This window comes from Peribacillus sp. FSL E2-0159 (assembly GCF_038643155.1).
In the GTDB taxonomy this organism is placed as follows: domain Bacteria; phylum Bacillota; class Bacilli; order Bacillales; family DSM-1321; genus Peribacillus; species Peribacillus simplex.
Map to the genome: position 1 here is coordinate 1873942 of NZ_CP152053.1, position 23463 is coordinate 1897404.

Sequence of the window (23463 nt, forward strand, 5' to 3'; positions counted from 1 at the left end):
TTTTGCTATAATGTCCATAATCTGTGAATATGCCATTCCTGAATAGCCTGAAGAATTTTTTATCTGATTTAGGGTAAATAATATTATCGGAATTGGAGATGATGCCCTTGGTAGAACGCAGGATGTTAAAAGTACGTGGTGAGATTATCGAAATATCCTCTAGGTATAATGAAAAGTATAGTAAATGGAATTGTACAGCTAAAATTCCCAATAGTTCCATCATTGCTTATTGTCGTGATAAGAATAAGCTTCGTGCTGAGACAGTTTCTATGAGCAGGTTATTAATTACTTATGATGACTATAAAGTTGTCTGAGATGTAATGGGATTAATTCAAGGCGCACAACCTCGAAGATGATGGTTGGGCGCCTTTTTTATTGAATATTATAAGGAAGAATGAATAATGCTAATTTTCATTTATCTGCGAAATCGGGAATATATCTTCGAAAATGGACATATATCTACGAAAATACCTGATTTATCTGCGAATTATACGATTTATCGATTTTTCGACAAAGACTCTTTTTTAAAAAAAGCTATTTTCTTAATGAAAAGAAACGAAATTGTCAAAAAAAATATCAGAAAATACTGAAAAGAATAGTAAAATTATGTTAATATATTTAAAAAAAGTATTATTTTCTAAGTAATTATGAATAAATTATTTTTAAGGGATCTCCATTAAGAAAAGTAAATTTTAGATTAACAGAGTTGTAATGGAGTGTAGAACCCGGCCATTTTATAAACTGCAATTAGCAAGTGAAATAGAATAAGATTATCAATTGATTTTACTACAATAAAATGAAATGGAGTCGATACAATGGTGAATATTACTGGTTATGGCAAAGCGACACAAGAAGCAGTGAATAATTTTCAGGAATTTGTGGGTTTTGAAATCCCTGCAGATTATAAACAATTTCTACTTAAGTATAATGGCGGCACAACTGCGGTTCAAAACTGTAAGTTTTATGTGGATGGATTAGACACACTCGTTTGCTTAAATGTACTTTATGGATTAGAGCTTCAAGATAAAGAACGGGATTTACAGAAATGGCATGAAGAAAACAGAGAAGACTTACATAAGAATTGCATTATAATAGGTAATGATACATGTGCAGGTAAAATCTTGCTGATAAATAACGAAGAGGAAAAGGGAGTTTACTTCTGGGATCAGGGTTGGTATTCAGATCCATCAAGCCAGGATGAAAATATTTATAAAGTTGCATCCAGTTTTAAATCCTTTATTGAGGGATTGAAAATCCCGGAGGAAATCTAATTTTATTGAAATCCCCTTGATTGGCTCATACCATTCAAGGTTTTTTATTGTCATTTCAAAAGTCAGATTAATATGTAGGATTGTCATGTTAATGAGGAGAAAAAGATGTATAAAATATTATTGGTTGAAGACGATTTCAAAATAGCTGGAATCTTGGTCAATTTTTTAAAAAGGTATGGGTATGAGGTTTTAGAAGTGAAGCAACTGGACCAAGTCTTTGCGGAGTTCCAAGAGATAAAGCCAGATTTGGTTTTATTGGATATTAATCTGCCCTTTTATGATGGATTCCATTGGTGCCGACTAATAAGGACGGTGTCAAAGGTTCCCATTATATTCATCTCTGCAAGGACAGATGAAATGAACCAAGTCATGGCCATTGAATATGGGGGAGATGATTATTTAACCAAACCATTTCATTTGGAAGTGGTACTAGCGAAAATAAAGAGTGTCCTACGTAGGGTTTATGGTGAATATGCGGAAATATCTTCATTAGACCACCAAATAAAGGAAATGGATGGATTAACGCTTTATACGGAAAAAGCGATGATTGAATATCAAGACAATCAGGTAACGTTAACTCAAAATGAGTTGAAATTATTGAGTTGTTTACTACGACAGTATGACACCATTGTCTCGCGTGAAGATTTACTTGAAGCATTATGGAATGATGATTCATTTGTTGATGACAATACATTGACCGTCAATGTCACAAGGGTACGGAGAAAACTAGAGGATATTGGCGTAAAGCATGCCATAACAACCAGCAGGGGAAAAGGATATCGACTAAAAATAGTGCAAGGTGAAGAAAAGTGAAGCTAAAATCCTTTATTATAGACCGTCTTTATTTTATATTTTATACCGTTCTATTGGTAAGCCTGCTTATTATTGCTTATTCATTAGCCGTTCTGGAAGCGGGGAATCACATATCGATTTCAAATATCATCTATTTAATTATTCTCGCGTTGTTTATGATGATTCTATTTTTAGCGGCCGATTACATAAGGCATTACCGTTTTCTTAATCAATTAGCAAGGATGAAGCAAGAACCAAGCTTGTCGTTTGAATATGTCGAAGCCTTTAGGGACCCCTTGTCAAATGAACAAAAGTTGTGGATGGAGCTTTTTCAACAAATGAACCAGGAAACAATTGGACAATTACAAGAACAAATCAAACAGAAGGAGCAATATGAGCTGTTGATTCATCAATGGGTTCATCAAATGAAGACACCTGTTTCAGTCATTTCCTTACTGATTCAAGAAGGCAGAAGGACATTTTCGAATGAGCCGATGAAGGATTATCTTAAAGAGATAGAAGAAGAAAATGATCGATTTCGCAGAGGGCTGGAAATTATATTGCATGGAGCAAGGCTGCAGCGTTTTTCGGAGGATGTAAAATCGGAGCGGGTTGACTTAATTAATTTAGTCAAGCAAGTGATTAACGAGGAAAAAAAACAGTTCATCAAACGGTTCATATACCCCAGGCTTGAAACGGAGCTTGAGAATTTATATGTGCATTCGGATCGTAAGTGGCTCCACTTCGCCATTAGTCAGGTGGTCTTTAATGCACTGAAGTATTCAAGGCAGGAAGAGCATGACAGCATAACGTTCAACTTTGTTGAAAAAGAGTCGGAGATTTTCCTAAGGATAACAGATCAGGGAATTGGAATTGTCCCACATGATGTAAAACGAGTGTTTGATCCATTTTTTACTGGAGAGAACGGGCGAGTCCAACAAGAGTCAACCGGAATGGGACTATATCTAGTGAAGGAAATCGTCAACAGACTTGGGCATGGCGTTACCATTCAATCGACTGTATCCGAAGGGACTACTGTGGAATTTCTTTTTAAGACAAATACCTTACATGAAAGGTGACAGAATTGTAAGGGTGTTAAACGATTATGTAATAAACTTCGATGGGAGCCTCCCGCTTTATTCATTATACTTACGGTAAGAAAGGGAGGTATTCAGGATGTCGATTTTAAAAGCGGAACAACTATCCAAAACTTATTTTCAAAAGCAGGGGAATTTATTTCATAAAGCGTTACATAATTTCACCATGAATGTACAGAAAGGGGAATTTGTCGGAGTGATGGGTCCATCAGGCAGCGGGAAAACCACTCTGCTTAACTTAATGGCCACGATTGATAAACCCACCACAGGTAAAGTCATTCTAAATGATCAGAATCCTAATGAATTAAACAATCAGGACCTGGCTTTGTTTCGCAGGAGGGAAATTGGATTTGTTTTTCAAGACTTCAATCTTCTTGATACACTTACCGTTCGCGAAAATATCCTTCTTCCTTTAGCGTTAGATCAGTATAAACTGCAGGAAATGGAAAATAGGGTAAGCCAATTGGCGAACCTTCTTGGTATAGAAGGGATTTTAGAAAAGCGGACTTTTGAAATTTCCGGAGGTCAGAAGCAACGAACGGCTTGTGCAAGAGCGATCATTCATGAACCTTCCATTATTTTAGCGGATGAACCTACTGGTAATTTGGATTCCAAATCTGCCAAGCAGGTAATGGATACCCTCGCGACACTTCAAGAGAAAAAGGGAGCAACAATCCTCATGGTCACTCATGACCCGACTGCCGCCAGTTTCTGTGACCGGATTCTATTCATAAAGGATGGCAAGTTCTTTTCGGAGGTTCACAGCGGAGGGGAAAGACAGAGCTTCCATCAAAGGATTTTAGATACGTTAAGCGTTTTGGGAGGAGTCTATCATGAACATCCGACTTCTCGCTAAGAGAAATATCCAAGGAAATGCACAACGTTATCTAGCATATTTTTCCAGCATTGTCCTTTCCGTCTCAATTTTTTTTATTTACGCATCATTTATCTTTCATCCTGATGTGGTCCATGCGAATATCCCTGGGGGACAGCTAATTAGTAGGGGACTCATTGCAGCTGAAATCGTGATCATCATATTTTCAGTTTTCTTTATTGCTTATTCGAATGCAGCATTTATTCAGCCGCGAAAAAAAGAGTTTGGATTGCTGACACTGCTTGGAATGTCCAAATCCCAACTAAGAAAACTGATTTACCTGGAGCAAACGATGGTTTCCCTCATATCTATCCTGATCGGAGTAGGCTTGGGGTTGTTGTTCTCAAAGTTATTCTTAATGGCAGTTTCTAGGTTATTGGCTGTAGAGCAACCAATATCATTTGTCTTTGTCCCTGAGGCCTTTGTTTATACCATTGTTGGTTTCATTTTGCTATTTCAGCTATTATCGCTCCTTTCATTGTTCCACATTGGAAATGCGGAGGTAGTCGATTTACTAAAAGATAAACAAAAACCAAAAAAGACGCCCTTCGTTTCAAAGTGGTTAATTGCACTATCAGCAGTTTGCTTAAGCATTTCTTATTATTTGGCAGGCACGATGTCGTTGAACAATTCTTATATTCGAGTAATGCCCATTTTATTCTTCGTACTGATCGGCACCTATTTTCTATTCAGCCAAAGTATTGTCGCTCTATGCAGCAGGCTTTACCGGAAGAAGAAAAGCTTATATGGTGGAACGAATTTAATTACTCAAACAAACCTGATATTTAATATTAAGGACTATTCCAGGTTATTCTTTTTGACCTCGATCATTACAGCCGTGATTTTGACATCAGCAGGAACACTTTTCATGTTCAGTGCAGATTTAAAAAAGCAAGGGGTGGATAACATTCCGCAATCAATTGGCTGGGTTGAAAATGATGCTTCCATTTATTCCGTTATTGAACCATCCGCAGTAGAGAAAACATTAAAGGAAGATGGATTCAAGATCCTTTACGAAGTAAATATGACAGGTGTGCCCATTACTCACATGTTACCTGATATGAGAACGGGAGAAGCCAATGAAAATAGGTCATTATTAATCTCGGAATGTGATTATAACGATGCGGCTGCATTGCGAAAAATTGATCCAGCAAAGTTATCCGGAAAAGAAGCGTTATACATTTTTCCTTATGGAGGACTGGACTTTCAATTCGTCCAAAAGGGAGAACAAAAGGATCTTCAATATGGTAAACAAATCATACAGGTAACAATGACCGGTCAGCGCAACCAATCCATAGTCGCACCCATAGAATCAGCAACGACCCTGATGGTAGTCGATGATAAGCTGTATCATGAAATCACTAGTGATGTTCCTTTAAAAGAGATGGTAAGAGTACGAGGGTATGAAGTTAAAGATTGGGAAGATTCAATGGAAACATCTAGTGAAATCGAAAAAATGTCTAATAATCCTGATCATAATCAACTGCAAACAAGAGCTCCGATATATCAAGAAATGAAACAGGGAAGCATGTTGATTCTTTTTATCGGCTTGTTTGTCAGTTTATTATTCTTTATCGTCCAAGGGAGCATGATGTATCTGCGAGTTTTTACGAATTTAGAAGATAAAAAAATCCAAATTCATGCCCTACATCGATTGGGATTGACAAAAAAAGAAATACGGCAAATTTTAAGTGCGGAAATACGTATCCTCTTTTTCGCTCCATTTCTGATAGGGATGATTCATGCCATAGTCGCCTACGTGGCATTAAGCAATTTATTGGGATCCAATTTGTTTGTCTATTCGGCTGTGGTCATCGTAACGTATTTTCTTTTTCAACTGCTATATTATCAAGTAACTAAAAAGATGTATGAGCGGGCAGTCATTAATTCGATTAAATAAAAGCTATCATATGTAAATGGAATCAGGGGATCAGGCTCTGATTCCATTTTTTTAATTAAGGAAATCTTCTCGTTAAAATGATGTTTTCCTTAATGAAAAATTAGTTAATATGCACTATTGAAAGAGGAGTAGTCCGCTATTTTTGTGCAACTTAATACAATAAATATTAATTGTGGTGTGATTTTACAGATGGAACCTCTATGTTCTTGTAATATTTTCATATAAAGGGTAAAATTATTTTTTTGAAGCGGAAATACCGAACACAACTCTTTTATTTTTTTCATTTTCTTATACAAAGTTATATTGATATAATTAACTATTTGGGAATAAAAAGTTTTATTGGTAATAATTATTAGTTGATTTGGTGTAGATTAAAATATGAAAAGTTAAAGGATCGAAAATTAGTGGGTGATCTGTTAATTACTTGATTAATTATAGTATTATATGCCTGGGATGATAGAGAATATTAGATTTATCTCTATTTCTTTGTCCCTTTATATAGTAAACTCAGAATAGGTTCGTTAACTTTTAGCTGCTAGAGATGAGGTAAGTTTAATCCTATGAAAAATAAAAAGTTAAGGGCATTTCTTTATTTGACCATTCTTTTATTGATTGTTTTCATTCTTCTAAATATGTTTTCAACATATTTAAGCATTAAAAATTCTGTACAAAAATCCGTTGCTAATCAAAACTTGGTAGCTGCTAGATCTATTGCCGACTCGATGGATATAGAAGCCTATCAGCGATTTCTTAATAACCAAGTAAAGAGCCGGGATTATAGGGATATAAAAGCTTACTTAGAGGATGCCCGTGAAAAAATAGGAGCATTATATGTTTATACCATCATGATTGATAATCCGCGAGTATCTAAAGCTATGATTACTGGATTTTCTAAAGATCATAAAGGGGATTTTCCTATCGGTGGTGTATGTACTGTTCCGTCGGAGCAGGTCAAACAGGCGTATGAAGGGAAAAGCTTTATTACCGGGATTCTAGAAGATCCGGAATATGGCGAGTATTTGACAGTGGGAGTGCCAATGAAAAATCAAGATGGCACCATTGTTGGTTTTTTGGGCATTGATATGAGCGTAGAAGATATTAATGCCATTAACGGCAAGGTATTGAAAAGCAGCATTGCCATTCTTGTTTATAATGGTGGATTTGTTATCATGCTGCTGGTTACCTTTTTTGTCATTCAAAAATGGTATCAAAAGGAACTGTCACGTGAAGTGGGGGATACGGAAAATACGTATCAATCGGAATTTCAATCGCTCATTGCTTCAGTCCGATCATTAAGGCATGATTTTTCCAATCATATTCAGGTGATACAAGGACTGCTTAAATTAGAGGAGAACGCAAAAGCACTCGAATATTTAACCGGTCTTTCAAAAGAAGTGCATTCGATTGAATCGATGAAATTGGATGTGATTCATCCGGGCTTATCGGTCCTGTTAGAGACTAAAAGGCTCTCGGCCCAGAATTATAATATCGATATTGAGATTGATGTTTCAACCGAATCCTTCAATCGGGTCAAAACAATCGATTTGATAAAATTATTATCAAATGTTATCGACAATGCTATTGAAGCAACAATTGAATTGCCTGAGCAAGAACGCCGAATGAATATTGCCTGCAAAGCTAATGATGAAAAGTATACGTTTATGGTCACGAACACCGGACCAATGATTTCAGAATTAGATCTGAAGAATATATTCGCCAGCGGTTTTTCAACCAAAAAGGCACAAAAGGGCAAAGTTCGCGGACAAGGATTGTTCATCGTTAAAGACTTAGTGAACAGATATGATGGAGAGATTCATGTACAATCCTCTGAAAAAGAAACGACCGTTTCGATGATCATACCCGTAAATGGAAAAGTGGGCTAAATTGTTTCAAAGGAAACACGATTGATAAAAAGGTATGATTCCTCAAATGCTGAAGGAATCATACCTTTTTTTACGATTTATTTATCGTGATTATATTCCCATGCTGCCAGGAGAAGGGGATTGAAATATCCATTGTTGCAATTGGAGCTGTGAGCTTCAATTGTATTTTTCAGTATTTTAGACTCTGACAATCTAAGAGATATAAAGATGACAATTATTACGGGGAAAAAGTTGAATAAAAGTACCTGAATTGGACATAATGGGTTGATGTTTAGCTGCTTTCATCGAGATTATGATAAGATAGGGAAAAAATCATTTAAGGCAGTGAGATTGTGAAACAACAAAAAGGAAAACTTCTCGTTATCATTGGGCCGACTGCTGTTGGTAAGACAAAGATGAGCATTGAGATGGCAAAGTTATTTAATGGTGAAATTATTAGCGGAGACTCCATGCAGGTTTATAAGGGGATGGATATTGGGACTGCAAAAATCAAGAGGGAAGAAACAGAAGGAATTCCTCATTATTTACTTGATATTAAAGATCCTGATGAACCATTTAGTGCGGCAGAGTTCCAGGAGCGGGCTAATGCTTGTATCGAGGATATCCAAAGCAGAGGTAAACTCCCTATAATCGTCGGTGGAACAGGATTATACATACAATCGGTCATTTATGATTATCAATTTTCGGAGGCACCATCCGACCCGGTTTATAGAGAGGGACTCGAAAAACAGGTAAGGGAGTTCGGAATTGATCCTGTTTTTGAACAATTACGCAGCGTTGACCCAGAAAGCGCGAATCGGATTCATCCTAATAATGTAAGAAGGGTGATCAGGGCACTTGAGATTTTTCATTGTACTGGTAAAACGATGAGTGAGCAGCTGAATGAACAGCCTACAGAATTGAAATATGATACGTGCATCATTGGATTGACAATGGAGCGTGAAAAGTTATACCAACGCATCGATCAACGTGTTGATGGCATGGTAGAAGAAGGTCTGATTCAAGAGGTGGATTCATTTTATGAAAAAGGTTTGCGGGATTGCCAATCGATTCAGGCTATAGGCTATAAAGAAATCTATGATTTTTTTGACGGAAGGGCTTCGTTGGATGAAGCGGTTGAGACATTAAAGCAAAACTCCCGTCGATATGCAAAAAGGCAATTGACCTGGTTTCGGAATAAAATGGATGTAATTTGGTTTGATATGACCGATCTCGAGGGTTTTCCAAAAAAAATACATGAAATATCTGGATTTATAGCAGGAAAGCTTTTCAGTGAAGGCGAATACATAAATTTAGAGAGAAAAGAGGAGGACTAATACATGAAACAATCAGTAAATATTCAAGATCAGTTTCTTAATCAATTACGTAAAGATGGTACGTATGTGACGGTATTTTTATTAAACGGGTTCCAGATTAGAGGACAAGTGAAAGGGTTCGATAATTTTACCGTTTTATTTGAATCAGAGGGCAAACAGCAATTAGTCTATAAACATGCGATCTCTACATTTGCTCCACAACGTAATGTTCAGATTGATTACGAAGTGAAGGAATAATCATATATATGAATGTAAAAAACAGGTTTAGCTTATAGCGACCTGTTTTTTTTTTGCATGCACTTCTCTGTTCTTTTTCAAAGAATCGATAATTTTACGTACCTGTTTTGAATATATATTAAGGGACGGATTATTTTCCGGGAAACCGCAGGAATTGACATTAACCCATATAAATTGGTGAACGGGAATGGAGTTTGTCGTAACAAATCCACCAAGGAAAAAATCCTGTCAGAATAAGTCGCTTTTCAAGAAGAAAAGAAATAATCGAATTTTCCGATGGTTTTGTTTTGGCTATGCAGCATATGCCTATGACCATCATAAATCGAAAATTGATGTTAGAGTTAGGGTCCAAGATGGAGAGGTGAATGCATTGGAACAACCGATCCGTATGAAAAATAACGGGCAAATCAATATTGTGTTTAATGCGGAAAACAGAAAAGCGCTACAAAAGGATCTGCCGATAAAAGAAATTTTGGTGCAGGAAATCCCCCACCAGCATGTGGCATTGAAAGAGATTGAAGATGAACTGAAATCGCTGGTCGGAATGGAAGAAATGAAACGAATGATAAAAGAGATATATGCGTGGATTTACATCAATAAACAACGTGAGGTAAAGGGGCTGAAGACTGGCAGGCAAGCGCTGCATATGATGTTTAAAGGAAATCCCGGAACAGGGAAAACAACGGTTGCACGTTTAATCGGTAAGTTGTTTCAAAAAATGAATGTACTTACTAAAGGGCATTTAATTGAAGCGGAGAGGGCAGATCTGGTCGGGGAATACATTGGTCATACTGCCCAAAAAACAAGGGATTTAATTAAAAAGGCCATCGGAGGGATCTTATTTATTGATGAAGCCTATTCCTTGGGAAGAGGCGGCGAAAAGGATTTTGGAAAAGAAGCCATAGATACCCTTGTCAAGCATATGGAGGATCGGCAGCACGAATTCATTTTGATCCTTGCTGGATATTCGAGAGAAATGGATTATTTCCTTAGCCTAAATCCTGGCCTTCATTCCAGATTCCCGCTTGTTATTGATTTTCCGGATTATACGATTGAACAGTTAATGGAAATAGCCGATCGGATGCTACAGGAAAAGGAGTATCTAATGAATCGGGATGCCGAAAGGAAATTAAAAGAACATTTAATCGTATTACGTTCATTCGGGGGACCTATTTCATTTTCTAACGGACGCTATATACGAAATGTACTTGAAAAGTCAATTAGGGCGCAGGCAATGCGGCTTTTACTGGAGGATTCGTTTGAAAAATCCGATTTACTGACGCTTACCAGCCAAGATTTGATTTTCGAGGATGATGAGAAAGAATGACATGGAAAAGCCCGCCAAGATGGCGGGCTTTTCAAATTTATGTTTTAGGCACCCATTTTTTATTAGGAAGATGCCAATTATTGGTGTAAGAAAGGACTCGCAATATCGTGATGACGGCAAAGAGCGAATAAAGCTGCCATGACTGGGATAATACACCACTGCCTAAAGCCAAGCCTGCAATGATGGCCCATACTACGTAGATTTCTTTTCTGAAGACCAATGGCTTTCTTCCGGCCAGCACATCACGGATTATCCCGCCGCCGCATCCAGTTAATGCAGCTGATACAATGACGGCGCTTATTGGATGATTAAGCTCCACGGCATACATAGCCCCTTGGATGGCAAAGGCTGAAAGGCCAATGGCATCACTGAGATTTCCCCATCTGTCCCAGTGCTTTGAAAGGTTTGTAGGAAAAACGAAAACGATGGTGATGGATACTAAAGCGATGACAAAGTAGAAACTTTGATCCCATAACGCTGAAACGGGGACACCGATCAACAGATTACGGATTGCCCCTCCGCCAAAGGCGGTTATGATCCCTAAAATATAAACTCCTAAAATATCATACTCTTCTTCCATGGCGATGATGGTCCCGCTAATAGCGAATGCAATCGTACCTATTAAGCTTAATACTTCCCATGTCATATGAATGTCCCTCTATGTCTTTTCGATTTTGATGGTAAAGCCAAATTTGATTTTAGCATGTTATCGGAATTTTTAAAACGGTTAAAAGCTTCGTTTTGAGGAAATTTTTATATATTCAATTTTTTTGTTATGATTAACTGAAATCTACCAGAAGGTGGTGCATTTGATTTGGAAGAAGCAATAAAGGAAACGGCCGTGTTGATTGGGTGTCAAACAACTGAGACCAATGAACGTTTTGAATATTCACTCGATGAGCTGGCTTCATTGGCGAAGACGGCGAATGGTGAGGTTTTAATGACAATTAGCCAGAAAAGGGAAAGCGTCGATCCGGCTACATATATAGGAAAAGGAAAAGTGGAGGAACTTCGGAATCTGGAAGAGGAGCTGGAGCCGGATTTATTTATCTTTAATGATGAACTATCTCCGAGCCAGATTCGGAACCTTTCAAAACAATTGGAGGCAAGGATCATTGACCGGACACAGCTAATATTGGATATATTCGCTCAGCGGGCGCGATCCAGAGAAGGGAAGCTGCAGGTTGAACTTGCTCAGCTCCAATATTTATTGCCGCGTTTGGTCGGACAGGGTACGGCAATGTCCAGGCTTGGAGGCGGAATCGGCACCAGGGGACCAGGGGAGACGAAGCTGGAAAGCGACCGCCGCCACATTCGTGGGAAAATAGATGAAATCAAGCAACAATTAAGTGGCATAGTGAAGCATCGTGAACGCTATCGTGAAAGAAGGAAACGTAATAAGGCATTTCAAATAGCCCTTGTGGGATACACGAATGCAGGTAAATCAACGCTGTTCAACCGTTTGACGGAGGCGGATTCATACGAAGAGAACCAGTTATTCGCTACGCTGGATCCCATGACACGAAAGGCGATTCTTCCTAGCGGCTTTACCGTGCTGCTGACAGATACGGTTGGATTCATTCAAGATTTGCCGACATCTTTAATTGCTGCATTCCGTTCAACCCTGGAAGAAGTGAAAGAAGCGGATTTATTGCTTCATGTGGTTGATTCCTCAAGTACAGATTACTTTAATCATCAGAAAACGGTGCAGGATTTACTAAATGACTTAGATGTCCCTTCCATTCCACAGCTAACGTTGTATAATAAGAAAGATAAGATTCACGCTGATTTTGTCAGGTCAGCCAGTCGTGCTTCATTAATGATCAGTGCCTATGAACAATCAGACCTGAATCTAATCATGGAAGAAATTGAAAAGTACGTGATTGAAGAAATGGTCCCGTATCATGTTTTCCTGCCATCGAGTGAGGGTAAACTATTATCACAGCTGAAAAATGAAACCATATTGCGCACTCTCTCCTTTAATGAAGAATCGGAAAGATATGAATGCAAAGGTTTTTGTCTAGCTGATCATCCAATAACCGGGCAGCTGGAGAAATATTCATTATAAAGGGGAATTTTGATGTATCAGCAGTTAACAAATGGAGAAGTGTTGAAAAACATTGCCCAGGAAGTGGAAGCAATGATTTCTCCGTTACATAAGCAAGTGGACGAACGAATTGAAGAAAATCAATTTCGTGTATTACAAAGTTACCAAGCACATAGAGTGAGTGATTCCCATTTCATCCCGACTACAGGGTATGGATACGATGATATGGGCCGCGATACGCTGGAATTGATATATGCAGATGTTTTTGGAGCGGAGGCTGGATTGGTGCGCCCCCAAATTATTTCAGGCACACACGCCATCTCAACTGCTCTGTTCGGCATATTGCGCCCGGGGGATGAATTGTTATACATAACTGGAAAGCCGTATGACACTTTGGAAGAAATTGTCGGTATCCGGGGTTCGGGTATTGGATCTTTGCGTGATTTCCAAATAAGCTATAAGGCCGTTCCATTAGCGGAAACCGGAACCGTTGATTTCGAAGCCGTCAAACAAGCCATTCAACCAAATACGAAGATGATCGGTATACAACGGTCAAAAGGCTATGCTACACGACCTTCCTTTACTATTGATGAAATAAGCGAAATGATTTCTTTTGTAAAAGACATTAACCCTGAAATCGTCGTGTTCGTGGACAACTGTTATGGAGAGTTCGTTGAGACACAAGAACCATGTCATGTCGGAGCGGATTTAATTGCAGGTTCACTCATTAAAAACCCCGGTGGCGGAATAGTGAAAACCGGTGGATACATTGTTGGTAGAAAGGACCTGGTTGAAGCATGCTCTTATCGATTAACATCACCAGGAATAGGGGCGGAAGCAGGTGCGTCGCTTTATAGTCTGCAGGAAATGTACCAAGGATTCTTCCTTGCACCGCATGTCGTGGGCCAAGCTGTTAAAGGAGCCATGTTCACAGCTGCCTTTTTAGAAAAACTCGGTATGAATACATCTCCTAAATGGGATGCGAAGCGAACTGACTTGATTCAATCCGTCCAATTTGATGACCGGGATAAAATGGTTGCCTTCTGTCAGGCCATCCAATATGCATCACCAATCAATTCACATGTGACACCATATCCTGCCTATATGCCAGGATATGAGGACGATGTAATCATGGCTGCGGGCACCTTTATACAGGGGGCCAGCATTGAGCTGACGGCAGATGGTCCGACAAGGGCTCCCTATGTTGCCTACGTTCAAGGCGGATTGACATATGCCCATGTTAAAATTGCTGTATTGACTGCTGTGAATGCGCTAATGGACAAAAAGCTGATTCAATTGTAAATGAAATTAAGTTAGGTAAGTAATGGGAATCCAGATACAATTGGATTCCTGTAAAAAAACAATAGTCATAATATTTGGGTAGTAACAAATCATTTAATTTTTCTGAAAAAAACACGTCATAAAATGTAACATCATATTGACAAGTTTAATAACATGTTATATGATTATTTTAGTTAAACAAAAGGAGGATGCTAAGAATGAGCGGCAACAACATTCGGCGTTCGATGCCTCTTTTTTCCATCGGAATCGTCATGCAGCTAACTGAGTTGTCTGCACGCCAAATTCGGTATTACGAAGAGCATCAACTTATTACTCCTATGAGAACAGATGGAAATCGTCGGGTTTTCTCTTTAAACGATATCGATCGACTGCTTGAGATTAAAGATTTAATCGAACAAGGAGTCAATCTGGCCGGCATAAAAAAGATTTTCACTGTAAAGGAACAGAATTTACCTAAAACTCAAGATTTAGAACAAGCGGAAAAAATAAGACAGGACCTTAGTGACGAGGAGCTTCGCAAGCTTCTGCGTGCCGAGCTTTTACAAGGAAGCAAGCATCGAACATCTCTTAGACAAGGGGATATGTCTCGTTTTTTCCAATAAAAAATATGATTTATGAATGATTATTAGGGGGAATAGAAATTGGCAAAGTTCACACGTGAAGACATCACTCGTTTAGCGAAAGAAGAAAATGTTAAGTACATTCGTTTACAGTTTACTGACATTTTAGGGACAATTAAAAACGTTGAAATCCCAGTCAGTCAATTAGAAAAAGCACTTGATAATAAAATGATGTTTGACGGATCTTCCATTGAAGGCTTCGTTCGTATCGAAGAGTCTGATATGTACCTATATCCTGATTTAAATACATGGGTTATCTTCCCTTGGACTTCCGAAAAAGGTAAAGTCGCACGTTTAATCTGTGATATTTACAATACGGATGGAACACCTTTTGATGGGGATCCTCGTGCTAACCTTAAACGTGTTCTTGCAGAAGCAAGAGAAATGGGCTTCACAGATTTCAATCTTGGACCTGAACCTGAATTCTTCCTATTCAAATTGGATGCAGCAGGCGAGCCGACTCTAGAATTGAACGATAAGGGCGGATACTTTGACCTTGCACCTACTGACCTAGGAGAAAACTGCCGTCGTGATATCGTTCTTGAACTTGAAGAAATGGGATTTGAAATCGAAGCATCCCACCATGAAGTAGCTCCAGGACAACATGAAATTGACTTTAAATATGCAGATGCTATCTCAGCTTGTGATAACATCCAAACATTTAAATTGGTTGTTAAAACAATTGCCCGTAAACATGGTTTACACGCAACATTCATGCCAAAACCATTGTTCGGTGTTAACGGATCTGGTATGCACTGTAACGTTTCTCTATTCAAAGGAAACGAAAACGCATTTTATGATACAGAAGGTAAATTGGAATTAAGTAAAACAGCTGAGCAATTTATCGCAGGTATCATTAAGCATGCTCCAAGCTTCACTGCGGTAACAAATCCAACTGTTAACTCATACAAACGTCTAGTTCCTGGTTACGAAGCTCCTTGTTATGTTGCATGGTCCGCTAAAAACCGTAGCCCATTAATCCGTATCCCAGCTTCACGCGGAGTAAGTACTCGCGTAGAGGTACGTAGTGTCGATCCAGCAGCAAACCCATACTTGGCACTCGCAGTTCTACTGAAAGCTGGTCTTGACGGTATCAAGAACGACTTGACTCCTCCAGCTCCAGTTGACCGCAACATCTATGTTATGAATAAAGAAGAACGTGAAGAAGTAGGTATCGTTGATCTACCAGCTACTTTATATGCTGCATTGGAAACATTAAAATCTGATGAAGTAATCAAAGAAGCATTAGGTGAACATTTACTTGAACACTTCATCGAAGCAAAAGAAATCGAGTGGGATATGTTCCGTACTCAAGTTCACCCATGGGAACGCGAACAATATATGTCAATGTATTAATATCTCAAACCCTTGGCACCTCTGGTGTCAGGGGTTTTTTTATTTCGGGCATTCTTTCATAAAATCTAAGGAAGTTATTAACTGCCCGAAAAATGCCCGAAAAAATTTAATCAATTATTCCCTTAGTGTATTCCTCAAACTTGTCCATATTTTTCTTTTCGAGTTTTTTGCTTATATGGGCCTAAACATCAGCAGTAATAGCAAGGCTGCCATGACCTAATCTTTCCTGAACATATTTCATATCGGCTCCAGCTTCAAGCTGAAGCACTGCATGTGTGTGACGGAGGGAATGGATGGGAAGGGAAGGTAAGTTAGCCCTTTTTAAGATACGACTGAATGCGTTAAATAAGGTAGACTTTGGCATGAAGCTACCATCATCCCTACAAAGAACTAGGTTTAGATCATGGTGATATAAATCATTCAAGGCTAGCTTATGTTGGTTTTGATGCCGTAAGTGATGTTGGAGTACTTGAGTGAGTGTCTGGCTAATGGAAATAATCCGCTTGGAGTTAAATGTTTTTGTATCACCGAACAGTTCTTGTTTGGATTTAGCTGTAAAATCTAGAGTTTTTGTATAGAAATGGTTTGTTCTTTTAGATCAATATCGGTCCATTGCAATGCAGCAGCTTCGCCTTTACGCATTCCTGTTTCGATAAGCAGACGGAAAAATAACCAATAATTGTAGCCATATTGATGTGCGGTTTGTAGGAAGAGGGGGATTTGGTGGCTTTCCAAATACTTAATTCGTTTTCTTTTGGTTTCCCTTTGATAGTCACGATGTCCAATGCTATAAGTAAAGCCCTTACAATTGGGAAAATACAGAAAAACCCTTGTATAGGAAAAGAAATACAGCATCCACTGATTTAGATAGGAGGAAATATAACCGTATCCACTCAGGTTCACTCAGTACCCATTGAGAACCCGAACATGTCAGCCAGTCAATTTTGGCAGACTGTTGTCCATAATCTCATATATGCCAATGTCTCTTTGCTGGTAAGGACATTGGCACCCCTGATAAGGGAAGGGTTGTAATGGATGTCCTAGGAATGATTTATCATGCGCTAATGGCGAATCTCACCATTAAGGAAAAAGCTTATGGAAGAATCAAATTTTACGAGTTTCCTGAAACGGGAGAAGTTAAGGCGCCTTTTATCATCATTGATCCATTAGATGTCCCTATTCCTAAAGATTATGCGGATAATACATGGTTGGCCTATGATTGCCTACTCCAAATAGACGTGTGGTCGAAAAAGAGAACCGCCACAAGAGAATTATCCGAAAAAATCCATTATTAGTAAGGACATTTTCATTCTCTTTTTTCATTATTTTCCCTCCAATAGATAAAGCAGTGCATCAATCAATACTAAACATTTACTCTTGATTATTAATATATATATAGATTATTAAAAAAAGCCCTTCTCATTGAGAGTGGCTTGTTTTTTTGAATCTATTTTTTTACGTTTAATGTAGTTTAATAAAAAATGGTAAACTCATTCATCTTATTAAATTGGAATGAACTAACTATCTCATTTTATGTTATCCTACACAAAATTGATAATAGTTGTTATGAGTACTTGTACTATAAGAACCGATAGGAAACCTGATATAATTTTCCCTGCTTTTGCGCCTTTATTATCATGGTGAATATTACCGATAATAAAGGAGGGGATGAAAAATATAATTGAATAGAACACTGTATAATGAATACCTGAATCACCATTTGACCAAGCGCTTAACCCAATATTATTTAAAATAATATCTCCAATGCAAAATTTATCACCAAATCGAAAATTAAACAATATTCCGATTAAACAAAGGGCGAAAGAAAGTGAACCTACTCCAATATGTTTTTTTTATTAACTGTAATTGTTGTCATGTCTTTTTCCTCTTATTGTTAGGAATTTTCCTATTTTTTAAAATAATCCTAATTACTTAATTTTATGAGTTTTAAAGATAAAACCCACTAATTTTGTGTACAGCCATAGCGGCTTACCTAAATTATGGTTTTTTTATTTTAACATATCTTATTTAAAAGGGATATATAATTGGAGTGAATGTAGGTACCTCTACCGCACTCACTGCTATAACCAACTTTTCCAGGTTAGTCTGTAACATTACTCATATTTATGCCTTTTTTTATTAATGCTGTAGGAGACGGGAATCTAGCTCCTTCAAAGCGAGTTGCTTTCCCTGGCAAAAGGACACCCGGAGTTGTACTTGAAGCAAAAACTTCTACGGTATCTCCGGCATTTAAATTCACTTTGGCACTAAGTGATATAACTGGAGTGAAATCACCAGAATGGACTCTAGTAAATTCATCATCAGTACCGACTGATGAACCATTAACTTGAATTTGAACTCGAACCTGATAAGGAACCCCGATAGGATCAGAGAAAAAATTAAGAGATGTAAAAAAAAGATATACACCTGAATTTTTTGCGGTGAAGGTAGAAGTAGAGGGGTCATATTCATTTTCTAAGTCAAGTAGTACATTTGGAAAAAATACCTTAGCTAAAGGAAGTGTTCCAGCTAGTGGTTGAAGAACGGATGAACCTTGGGTGGCTGCACTAAAAGCTGAATTAGTTTGTGGAATAGAGCCGCCATTAGATGAAGTATCATTGGATACACTTACATTCACAACTGGATTACCTACGTTTGAAATAGTATCGGTATCATTTTGAGTGGCCTGAAGTTGAGCTTGGAATTGAGCCTGAAGTTGCTCTTGTTTTTGTTGCTGTTGTTGAAGTTGGAATTGAATATTTTCTAATTTACACTTACAAACATCGTGATGGTCATAATCGCAGCGTTTCTTCTTCTTACAACAATCATCGTGATGGTCATAATCGCAGCGTTTTTCCTTCTTACAACAATCATCGTGATGGTCATAATCGCAGCGTTTCTTCTTCTTACAACAAACATCGTGATGGTCATAATCACAGCGTTTTTCCTTCTTACAACAATCATCGTGATGGTCATAATCGCAGCGTTTCTTCTTACAACAAACATCGTGATGGTCATAATCGCAGCGTTTCTTCTTCTTACAACAACCATCGTGATGGTCATAATCGCAGCGTTTTTCCTTCTTACAACAATCATCGTGATGGTCATAATCGCAGCGTTTCTTCTTCTTACAACAATCATCGTGATGGTCATAATCGCAGCGTTTTTTCTTTTTACAACAATCATCGTGATGGTCATAATCGCAGCGTTTCTTCTTCTTACAACAATCATCATGATGGTCATAATCGCAGCGTTTTTTCTTTTTACAACAATCATCGTGATAAGACATAAAAATATTACTCCTTTTTTTGCTATACTTTAAGTTACTTTTCAAGGTCGCATTCTTTTGGACAATTATCCCTGATTCCTATTATATGAATATTTTTAAAAAATGAATGAGCACTCTCCCTATTTTGATTTTTGATACTAAAGATAACTGGCTTTATGTATGAAAAAATGGATTTATCAACAATTTTCCATTTGATTTTACATTATCTCCCTCAGAGAATATTGTTTTATAAGTGACAATTATCTTGAGGTGGTAACTTTGTTTATTTCTCCAATGCTCTTGCACAAAACAGAGCAACCCTTTGAGGACAATGATTTCATAACGGTTATAGGTATAAAATTAGTTGGTCGAAATTAATTAGTACTTGTGCCTTGCAGGTTATTTTATATTTCGCCCATATCATCGTGGTCAAAATTATTATTTTTCTATCTGCAGACACACATTTCAACGACATATTGATTTAACAAAGGGAGACGCGAAAAAAGCAGTCGATGCATTGTTTGAAACGATCTCAAATTCGCTCGCTAAAGAGGAAAAGATCCAACTAGTTGGATTTGGCACATTTGAAGTGCGAGACCGAGCAGATCGAACGGGTAGAAACCCACAAACAGGAGAAGAAATACAAATTGCAGCTTCCAAAGTTCCTGCCTTTAAACCAGGTAAGGAATTAAAAGAGGTAGTTAAATAATTGTATAGTAATTTAATATAAACACTTTGGGGTGAGTCATTCTCCAGAGTGTTTTTTCTTAATGAAAAGGTAGGTTTTTACTTTCGCCTAAGATTACACAAGCGTTAGAGCATTGTGAATCTACTTCGTGCGGCTTGCACTACAGTCTGTACAAAAAGTAAAGAACACCTTTTTTACATTCTGTACGTGTCGCTTCGGCATTAAATGATTCTATAACGATGAATTGTAAGGCTCATGTTCGCCTACATTCCGTAGGTTCCTAATCCATTTACGGCTATCACCGCCATACCGAACGAGCCGAAGGCCGTAAGTTAAGAGATTAAAAGAATAAAAGGTCATAAGGATAGCAGCCGGGCGGCTGCATTTTTTTTATTATGTTTCCCCTCTGCCTTCCGAATCGTAAAACAGCTCAGGCCGGCTAACCTCCCAGTCGGTAGGACACCCGAACCTTTCCGGCAGGAAGCTAAGACGGCCAGTCCATCGATCAAGGGACAAAAAACTTTTTGATTAGGGGCGCTATCGCAACATCATAAACTTTTTGTGCTTACTCCCTTGACCGATTGCCTATGCGTGTCTTTCGTTCTACATGTCAAAGGGGAAAAGTAATCCCCCTATTGGGAACTAATTCGCTTCGCAAGGCAAATGAAAATAGGAAAGAAAAACCCACCAGAGAAAAAACCAAAAGGCCAACAAATAAAAAAATAAAATGAAAAGGATTTTAGAAAAGGGGATTAACCCCAATTTTTGAAGTGGTACGAATCAAGCAGGAAATCAGCGAAATGGTTGAACCGTTTGCGGCCTTTGGATGAAGAGTTGACGGTCGGGGATTTACTGGTGCTTTTGTTCATAGACTTTCTGAAAGGGATTAAAGAAAAGGGAAACTCTAGCCAAGCCATGAAGGCCATTTTATTGAACTTTGAGGATTACTTTTGATAAGCGGTCAAAAAATTAGGCACAGAAAGGATATTTCACAACTAACCTTTTATTAAGGATCTTTTGCACTGAGGTTCAAGGGTGATGAAATCCTGCGATTAAGCGAGTAATTGTAACGCTACTACTTCTGAATTCATTTATAAGGACCTATTTCGGTTTTCACGTAGTGAATGGGTGCAATTGAATTTGAACATCGAAGGGATATAAGTTTTGATGGGGATATTTTTAAATCATTACAAGAGCGGACTCTAAACGGGTTTGCTCTTTTTGTGTGATTGAAATAATGTTGTCCGCGGTCTATACGGGATGTCTTTATACTAGTTAGCGATGTACTACATCCAGTTGAGGCGTATAAAATTTGGAGGCAAGAGTAAGCTAACATACGTATATAAGCTGCCGCGGGAGGTGAGTAAGTATGAGTAATGATGCAAGAGGTTCTAAAAAAAATAAACCAAATGATGCAAACCATGTGAATGCTGAGACGAAAGCCAATCAAAGACGAATTACAGAAAAGAATAACCAAGAGAATAATGATAAGAAAGAATAATGGGAAGGTACAGTAGGGGCTGATTTTTTTTGATTCCACTATAAATTTCTTCTCATATAACTAAAAAGAGCCCTTGCCGATTACAGGAAAGCCCAAATTGAAAAACAAATCGATGACTCATTGAAAAACCGTAATAAGGTAGAATTTATCCGATTAACAAATGAATTAAAACGGACAACATAAAATGCAAACAGAACTTAATAAAAAAAGATAATTCCTAACTTAAGAAATAATGGATCAGGAAATCCTGCTTAATTTCCTGATTCATTTTTTTATTTAAGTGGTCTTAGAATGCTTGGAGGACCTCAAGTAGATTCAATGCTCCATCTATAAGAATAAATAAGAAAATTAAACCTAAATGACTGTTGTGTAAGAAAGCATTGTTTTAACATTCAATATAATTATCTTGGACCTTTACAAAAATTCAGGGCTTTCTTTTATGGATAGCCTAAAAACGCTATCAGAAGTGATGATCTATGTTTGGATATTTTACCATAAACCTCGTTAGAATATAAAAATTGCAACCACCTATATCTTAATTTGTCTACAGACTATAGAAAGTGCTTTTAGTAAAACTAAAACTATTTATTATTTACTTTTAGTTTGAAAGCCGCATTCCTCTGTTGAAAAATGCGGCTGTCTCTATAAATATCTCATTGAAAGCAAATAACAACAATTATTATATGGTTTAATACCCTCGGTTCCGATCTACCAATCCATTTAATGGTTGTTCGCTTAAAAATCTCCTTAAATTTTCAATAAAAAAGTTGCTCACTTCGTTAATCGTACTTGGTCCTGATAGATGAGAAGTGACAAACACATTCGGCATTGACCAGAAGACATGTTCTTTTGGCAACGGTTCTGTCTCAAATACATCGAGGGCTGCTCCCTGAAGATGTCCTGCTCGCATGACAGATATTAAATCCACTTCATCTATCAATGCTCCACGGCCAACGTTGATAAGGTAAGCGTTGGATTTCATCGCTAAAAGAAGGTCCTGGTTAATGATATGATAAGTGGAATCCGTTAAAGGAAGGGTTAGGACCAAATAATCTAGATCTTTTACAAATTCACCCCATTGATCTGGAGTAAAGTGGAGATCCACGAGTGTTGCTTGTTTTCCACTAAAGCTTAATCCATACACATTCATATCAAATGCTCGAGCTTTACGTACTAGTTCAGCGCCAATCGATCCAAGTCCAGCCACCCCGATTGTTTTCCCCTTTAGGGTTTCAGAAATGAAAGGATCCCACCTCCGCTCCAATTGCGATTGTTTCATCCGAGGGCCGTCTTTCACTATGTCCAAGAGAAACGAAAATACATATTCAGAGATGTAAGCACCAAATTGGTCAATAATTCGAGTTAATGTAATGTTTTTAGGTATCGATTTGTCTGCAATCAAATCATTGACTCCGGCTCCCATTGACTGAAACCAGCGAACAGATGAGGCCATTGGTTTACATAGTAATTGTGTAGGGAAATTCCATCCCAAAATAACTTCAGTACCTGGTAAATATTTTTCTGCTTCTTCAAAAGTTTTCGCTGCCTTCACCGATATAATCCCGTTATTGCGAATACAATCAGCATAAGCTTCAACCTCTGTCTGAATAGGACTAAATACAAGAATGTTTGGTTTGTGTGTACCACCCATTGACTCTCTCCTTATTGATTTTTTAAATATAGTATAAATTCTTCTACCAAAGACATTAACTTTTAATCTTACTTTAATAACTTACCACAAAAGTCCAATTCATACTTAAACTAACCAGCCTGTTACTTTTAGTAGAAACCTATTTACAAAGCCAGTCCCTTAAATATGATTATCAATGCCATTAGTATTTAAAAATATTATACATTTGACAAAAGCGATGGAATATCCAAAAAGTTCAGGGAATTTAATGAGGATCTTTGGCACCATAATCCCCTTTAGGTTAGGAACATATTAATTTACTAGGGGGTACCAATTTAATTCTGAAAAAGTTGT

At 37.8% G+C, this 23463-nt stretch carries 21 protein-coding genes and 1 pseudogene; 17 read left to right on the forward strand and 5 right to left on the reverse strand.

Annotated features, from left to right (window positions below; translation table 11 throughout):
- The first annotated feature begins 815 nt into the window (after positions 1-815).
- The 9 genes from NYE63_RS09305 to spoVK all read left to right on the forward strand — a co-directional run bounded on the left by NYE63_RS09305 (position 816) and on the right by spoVK (position 10697).
- Positions 816-1271: an SMI1/KNR4 family protein gene (locus NYE63_RS09305; RefSeq protein ID WP_342604893.1), complete on the forward strand. Its 456-nt coding sequence runs from the start codon at positions 816-818 to the stop codon at positions 1269-1271.
- Positions 1272-1376: 105 nt separating this feature from the next.
- The gene (locus NYE63_RS09310) at positions 1377-2084 is read left to right on the forward strand and encodes a response regulator transcription factor (RefSeq protein ID WP_342604894.1); all 708 of its coding nucleotides are present in this window, start codon (positions 1377-1379) and stop codon (positions 2082-2084) included.
- Positions 2081-3142, forward strand: coding sequence for a sensor histidine kinase (locus tag NYE63_RS09315; RefSeq protein ID WP_342604895.1), 1062 nt, complete (start codon positions 2081-2083; stop codon positions 3140-3142). Before NYE63_RS09310 ends, NYE63_RS09315 begins: the two co-directional genes overlap by 4 nt.
- Positions 3143-3239: 97 nt before the next feature.
- Positions 3240-4016 (forward strand): ABC transporter ATP-binding protein, encoded by a 777-nt coding sequence (locus tag NYE63_RS09320; protein ID WP_342604896.1) that lies wholly within the window; start codon positions 3240-3242, stop codon positions 4014-4016.
- Positions 3994-5934 carry an ABC transporter permease gene (locus tag NYE63_RS09325; protein WP_342604897.1) on the forward strand — a complete coding sequence of 647 codons (1941 nt, stop codon included), beginning with the start codon at positions 3994-3996 and terminating at the stop codon, positions 5932-5934. The genes NYE63_RS09320 and NYE63_RS09325 overlap by 23 nt, the downstream gene beginning before the upstream one ends.
- Positions 5935-6494: 560 nt before the next feature.
- Positions 6495-7817 (forward strand): ATP-binding protein, encoded by a 1323-nt coding sequence (locus NYE63_RS09330; protein WP_342604898.1) that lies wholly within the window; start codon positions 6495-6497, stop codon positions 7815-7817.
- 329 nt (positions 7818-8146) lie between these two features.
- Positions 8147-9133 carry a tRNA (adenosine(37)-N6)-dimethylallyltransferase MiaA gene (miaA, locus tag NYE63_RS09335; protein WP_342605717.1) on the forward strand — a complete coding sequence of 329 codons (987 nt, stop codon included), beginning with the start codon at positions 8147-8149 and terminating at the stop codon, positions 9131-9133.
- 3 nt (positions 9134-9136) lie between these two features.
- Positions 9137-9370: an RNA chaperone Hfq gene (gene hfq / locus NYE63_RS09340; RefSeq protein ID WP_034313436.1), complete on the forward strand. Its 234-nt coding sequence runs from the start codon at positions 9137-9139 to the stop codon at positions 9368-9370.
- A gap of 370 nt (positions 9371-9740) precedes the next feature.
- On the forward strand, positions 9741-10697 hold the full coding sequence (gene spoVK / locus NYE63_RS09345; RefSeq protein WP_342605718.1) for a stage V sporulation protein K: 957 nt from the start codon (positions 9741-9743) through the stop codon (positions 10695-10697).
- 37 nt (positions 10698-10734) lie between these two features.
- Here spoVK and NYE63_RS09350 read toward each other — a convergent pair whose 3' ends face one another.
- A complete protein-coding gene (locus NYE63_RS09350; protein ID WP_342604899.1) occupies positions 10735-11343 on the reverse strand; it encodes a trimeric intracellular cation channel family protein in 609 nt (202 codons plus the stop codon).
- Between the two features lie 168 nt (positions 11344-11511).
- On the opposite strand from NYE63_RS09350, the gene hflX reads away from it, so the two are divergent.
- From hflX to glnA, 4 genes are all read left to right on the forward strand, one after another.
- Positions 11512-12765 carry a GTPase HflX gene (gene hflX / locus NYE63_RS09355; protein WP_342604900.1) on the forward strand — a complete coding sequence of 418 codons (1254 nt, stop codon included), beginning with the start codon at positions 11512-11514 and terminating at the stop codon, positions 12763-12765.
- 12 nt (positions 12766-12777) lie between these two features.
- Positions 12778-14046, forward strand: coding sequence for a methionine gamma-lyase family protein (locus NYE63_RS09360; RefSeq protein ID WP_342604901.1), 1269 nt, complete (start codon positions 12778-12780; stop codon positions 14044-14046).
- A 197-nt stretch (positions 14047-14243) separates the two neighbouring features.
- The gene (locus NYE63_RS09365) at positions 14244-14648 is read left to right on the forward strand and encodes a MerR family transcriptional regulator (RefSeq protein ID WP_053345434.1); all 405 of its coding nucleotides are present in this window, start codon (positions 14244-14246) and stop codon (positions 14646-14648) included.
- Positions 14649-14687: 39 nt separating this feature from the next.
- Positions 14688-16022 carry a type I glutamate--ammonia ligase gene (gene glnA / locus NYE63_RS09370; protein WP_148356896.1) on the forward strand — a complete coding sequence of 445 codons (1335 nt, stop codon included), beginning with the start codon at positions 14688-14690 and terminating at the stop codon, positions 16020-16022.
- 106 nt (positions 16023-16128) lie between these two features.
- Here glnA and NYE63_RS09375 read toward each other — a convergent pair.
- Positions 16129-16778, reverse strand: a pseudogene (locus NYE63_RS09375) (site-specific integrase); the annotation flags it as partial.
- A gap of 290 nt (positions 16779-17068) precedes the next feature.
- Between NYE63_RS09375 and NYE63_RS09380 the strand changes: the two are divergent.
- Positions 17069-17317 (forward strand): hypothetical protein, encoded by a 249-nt coding sequence (locus NYE63_RS09380; RefSeq protein WP_342604902.1) that lies wholly within the window; start codon positions 17069-17071, stop codon positions 17315-17317.
- An 806-nt stretch (positions 17318-18123) separates the two neighbouring features.
- Here the strand turns inward: NYE63_RS09380 and NYE63_RS09385 are convergent.
- Positions 18124-18660: a hypothetical protein gene (locus NYE63_RS09385; protein ID WP_342604903.1), complete on the reverse strand. Its 537-nt coding sequence runs from the start codon at positions 18658-18660 to the stop codon at positions 18124-18126.
- Positions 18661-18785: 125 nt separating this feature from the next.
- Positions 18786-19298, reverse strand: coding sequence for a hypothetical protein (locus NYE63_RS09390; RefSeq protein ID WP_342604904.1), 513 nt, complete (start codon positions 19296-19298; stop codon positions 18786-18788).
- A gap of 440 nt (positions 19299-19738) precedes the next feature.
- Here NYE63_RS09390 and NYE63_RS09395 point away from each other — a divergent pair, with 440 nt between their 5' ends.
- From NYE63_RS09395 to NYE63_RS09405, 3 genes are all read left to right on the forward strand, one after another.
- Positions 19739-19999 (forward strand): HU family DNA-binding protein, encoded by a 261-nt coding sequence (locus tag NYE63_RS09395; protein ID WP_342605719.1) that lies wholly within the window; start codon positions 19739-19741, stop codon positions 19997-19999.
- 744 nt (positions 20000-20743) lie between these two features.
- Positions 20744-20932, forward strand: coding sequence for a hypothetical protein (locus tag NYE63_RS09400; protein WP_342604905.1), 189 nt, complete (start codon positions 20744-20746; stop codon positions 20930-20932).
- Positions 20933-21347: 415 nt separating this feature from the next.
- A complete protein-coding gene (locus NYE63_RS09405; protein WP_342604906.1) occupies positions 21348-21479 on the forward strand; it encodes a hypothetical protein in 132 nt (43 codons plus the stop codon).
- A gap of 688 nt (positions 21480-22167) precedes the next feature.
- Here the strand turns inward: NYE63_RS09405 and NYE63_RS09410 are convergent.
- Complete coding sequence (locus NYE63_RS09410) at positions 22168-23130, reverse strand: D-2-hydroxyacid dehydrogenase (protein ID WP_342604907.1); 963 nt, start codon at positions 23128-23130, stop codon at positions 22168-22170.
- Positions 23131-23463: the final 333 nt, after the last annotated feature.

Bases quoted from the DNA above. Each gene is read 5' to 3' on its own strand.
- NYE63_RS09350 (WP_342604899.1), bottom strand. From the start codon at position 11,343: ATGACATGGGAAGTATTAAGCTTAATAGGTACGATTGCATTCGCTATT.
- NYE63_RS09390 (WP_342604904.1), bottom strand. From the start codon at position 19,298: ATGATTGTTGTAAAAAGAAAAAACGCTGCGATTATGACCATCATGATG.
- hfq (WP_034313436.1), top strand. From the start codon at position 9,137: ATGAAACAATCAGTAAATATTCAAGATCAGTTTCTTAATCAATTACGT.
- NYE63_RS09405 (WP_342604906.1), top strand. From the start codon at position 21,348: ATGAGTAATGATGCAAGAGGTTCTAAAAAAAATAAACCAAATGATGCA.
- NYE63_RS09325 (WP_342604897.1), top strand. From the start codon at position 3,994: ATGAACATCCGACTTCTCGCTAAGAGAAATATCCAAGGAAATGCACAA.
- NYE63_RS09305 (WP_342604893.1), top strand. From the start codon at position 816: ATGGTGAATATTACTGGTTATGGCAAAGCGACACAAGAAGCAGTGAAT.
- NYE63_RS09365 (WP_053345434.1), top strand. From the start codon at position 14,244: ATGAGCGGCAACAACATTCGGCGTTCGATGCCTCTTTTTTCCATCGGA.
- NYE63_RS09380 (WP_342604902.1), top strand. From the start codon at position 17,069: ATGATTTATCATGCGCTAATGGCGAATCTCACCATTAAGGAAAAAGCT.
- NYE63_RS09360 (WP_342604901.1), top strand. From the start codon at position 12,778: ATGTATCAGCAGTTAACAAATGGAGAAGTGTTGAAAAACATTGCCCAG.
- NYE63_RS09310 (WP_342604894.1), top strand. From the start codon at position 1,377: ATGTATAAAATATTATTGGTTGAAGACGATTTCAAAATAGCTGGAATC.
- NYE63_RS09320 (WP_342604896.1), top strand. From the start codon at position 3,240: ATGTCGATTTTAAAAGCGGAACAACTATCCAAAACTTATTTTCAAAAG.
- NYE63_RS09330 (WP_342604898.1), top strand. From the start codon at position 6,495: ATGAAAAATAAAAAGTTAAGGGCATTTCTTTATTTGACCATTCTTTTA.
- NYE63_RS09410 (WP_342604907.1), bottom strand. From the start codon at position 23,130: ATGGGTGGTACACACAAACCAAACATTCTTGTATTTAGTCCTATTCAG.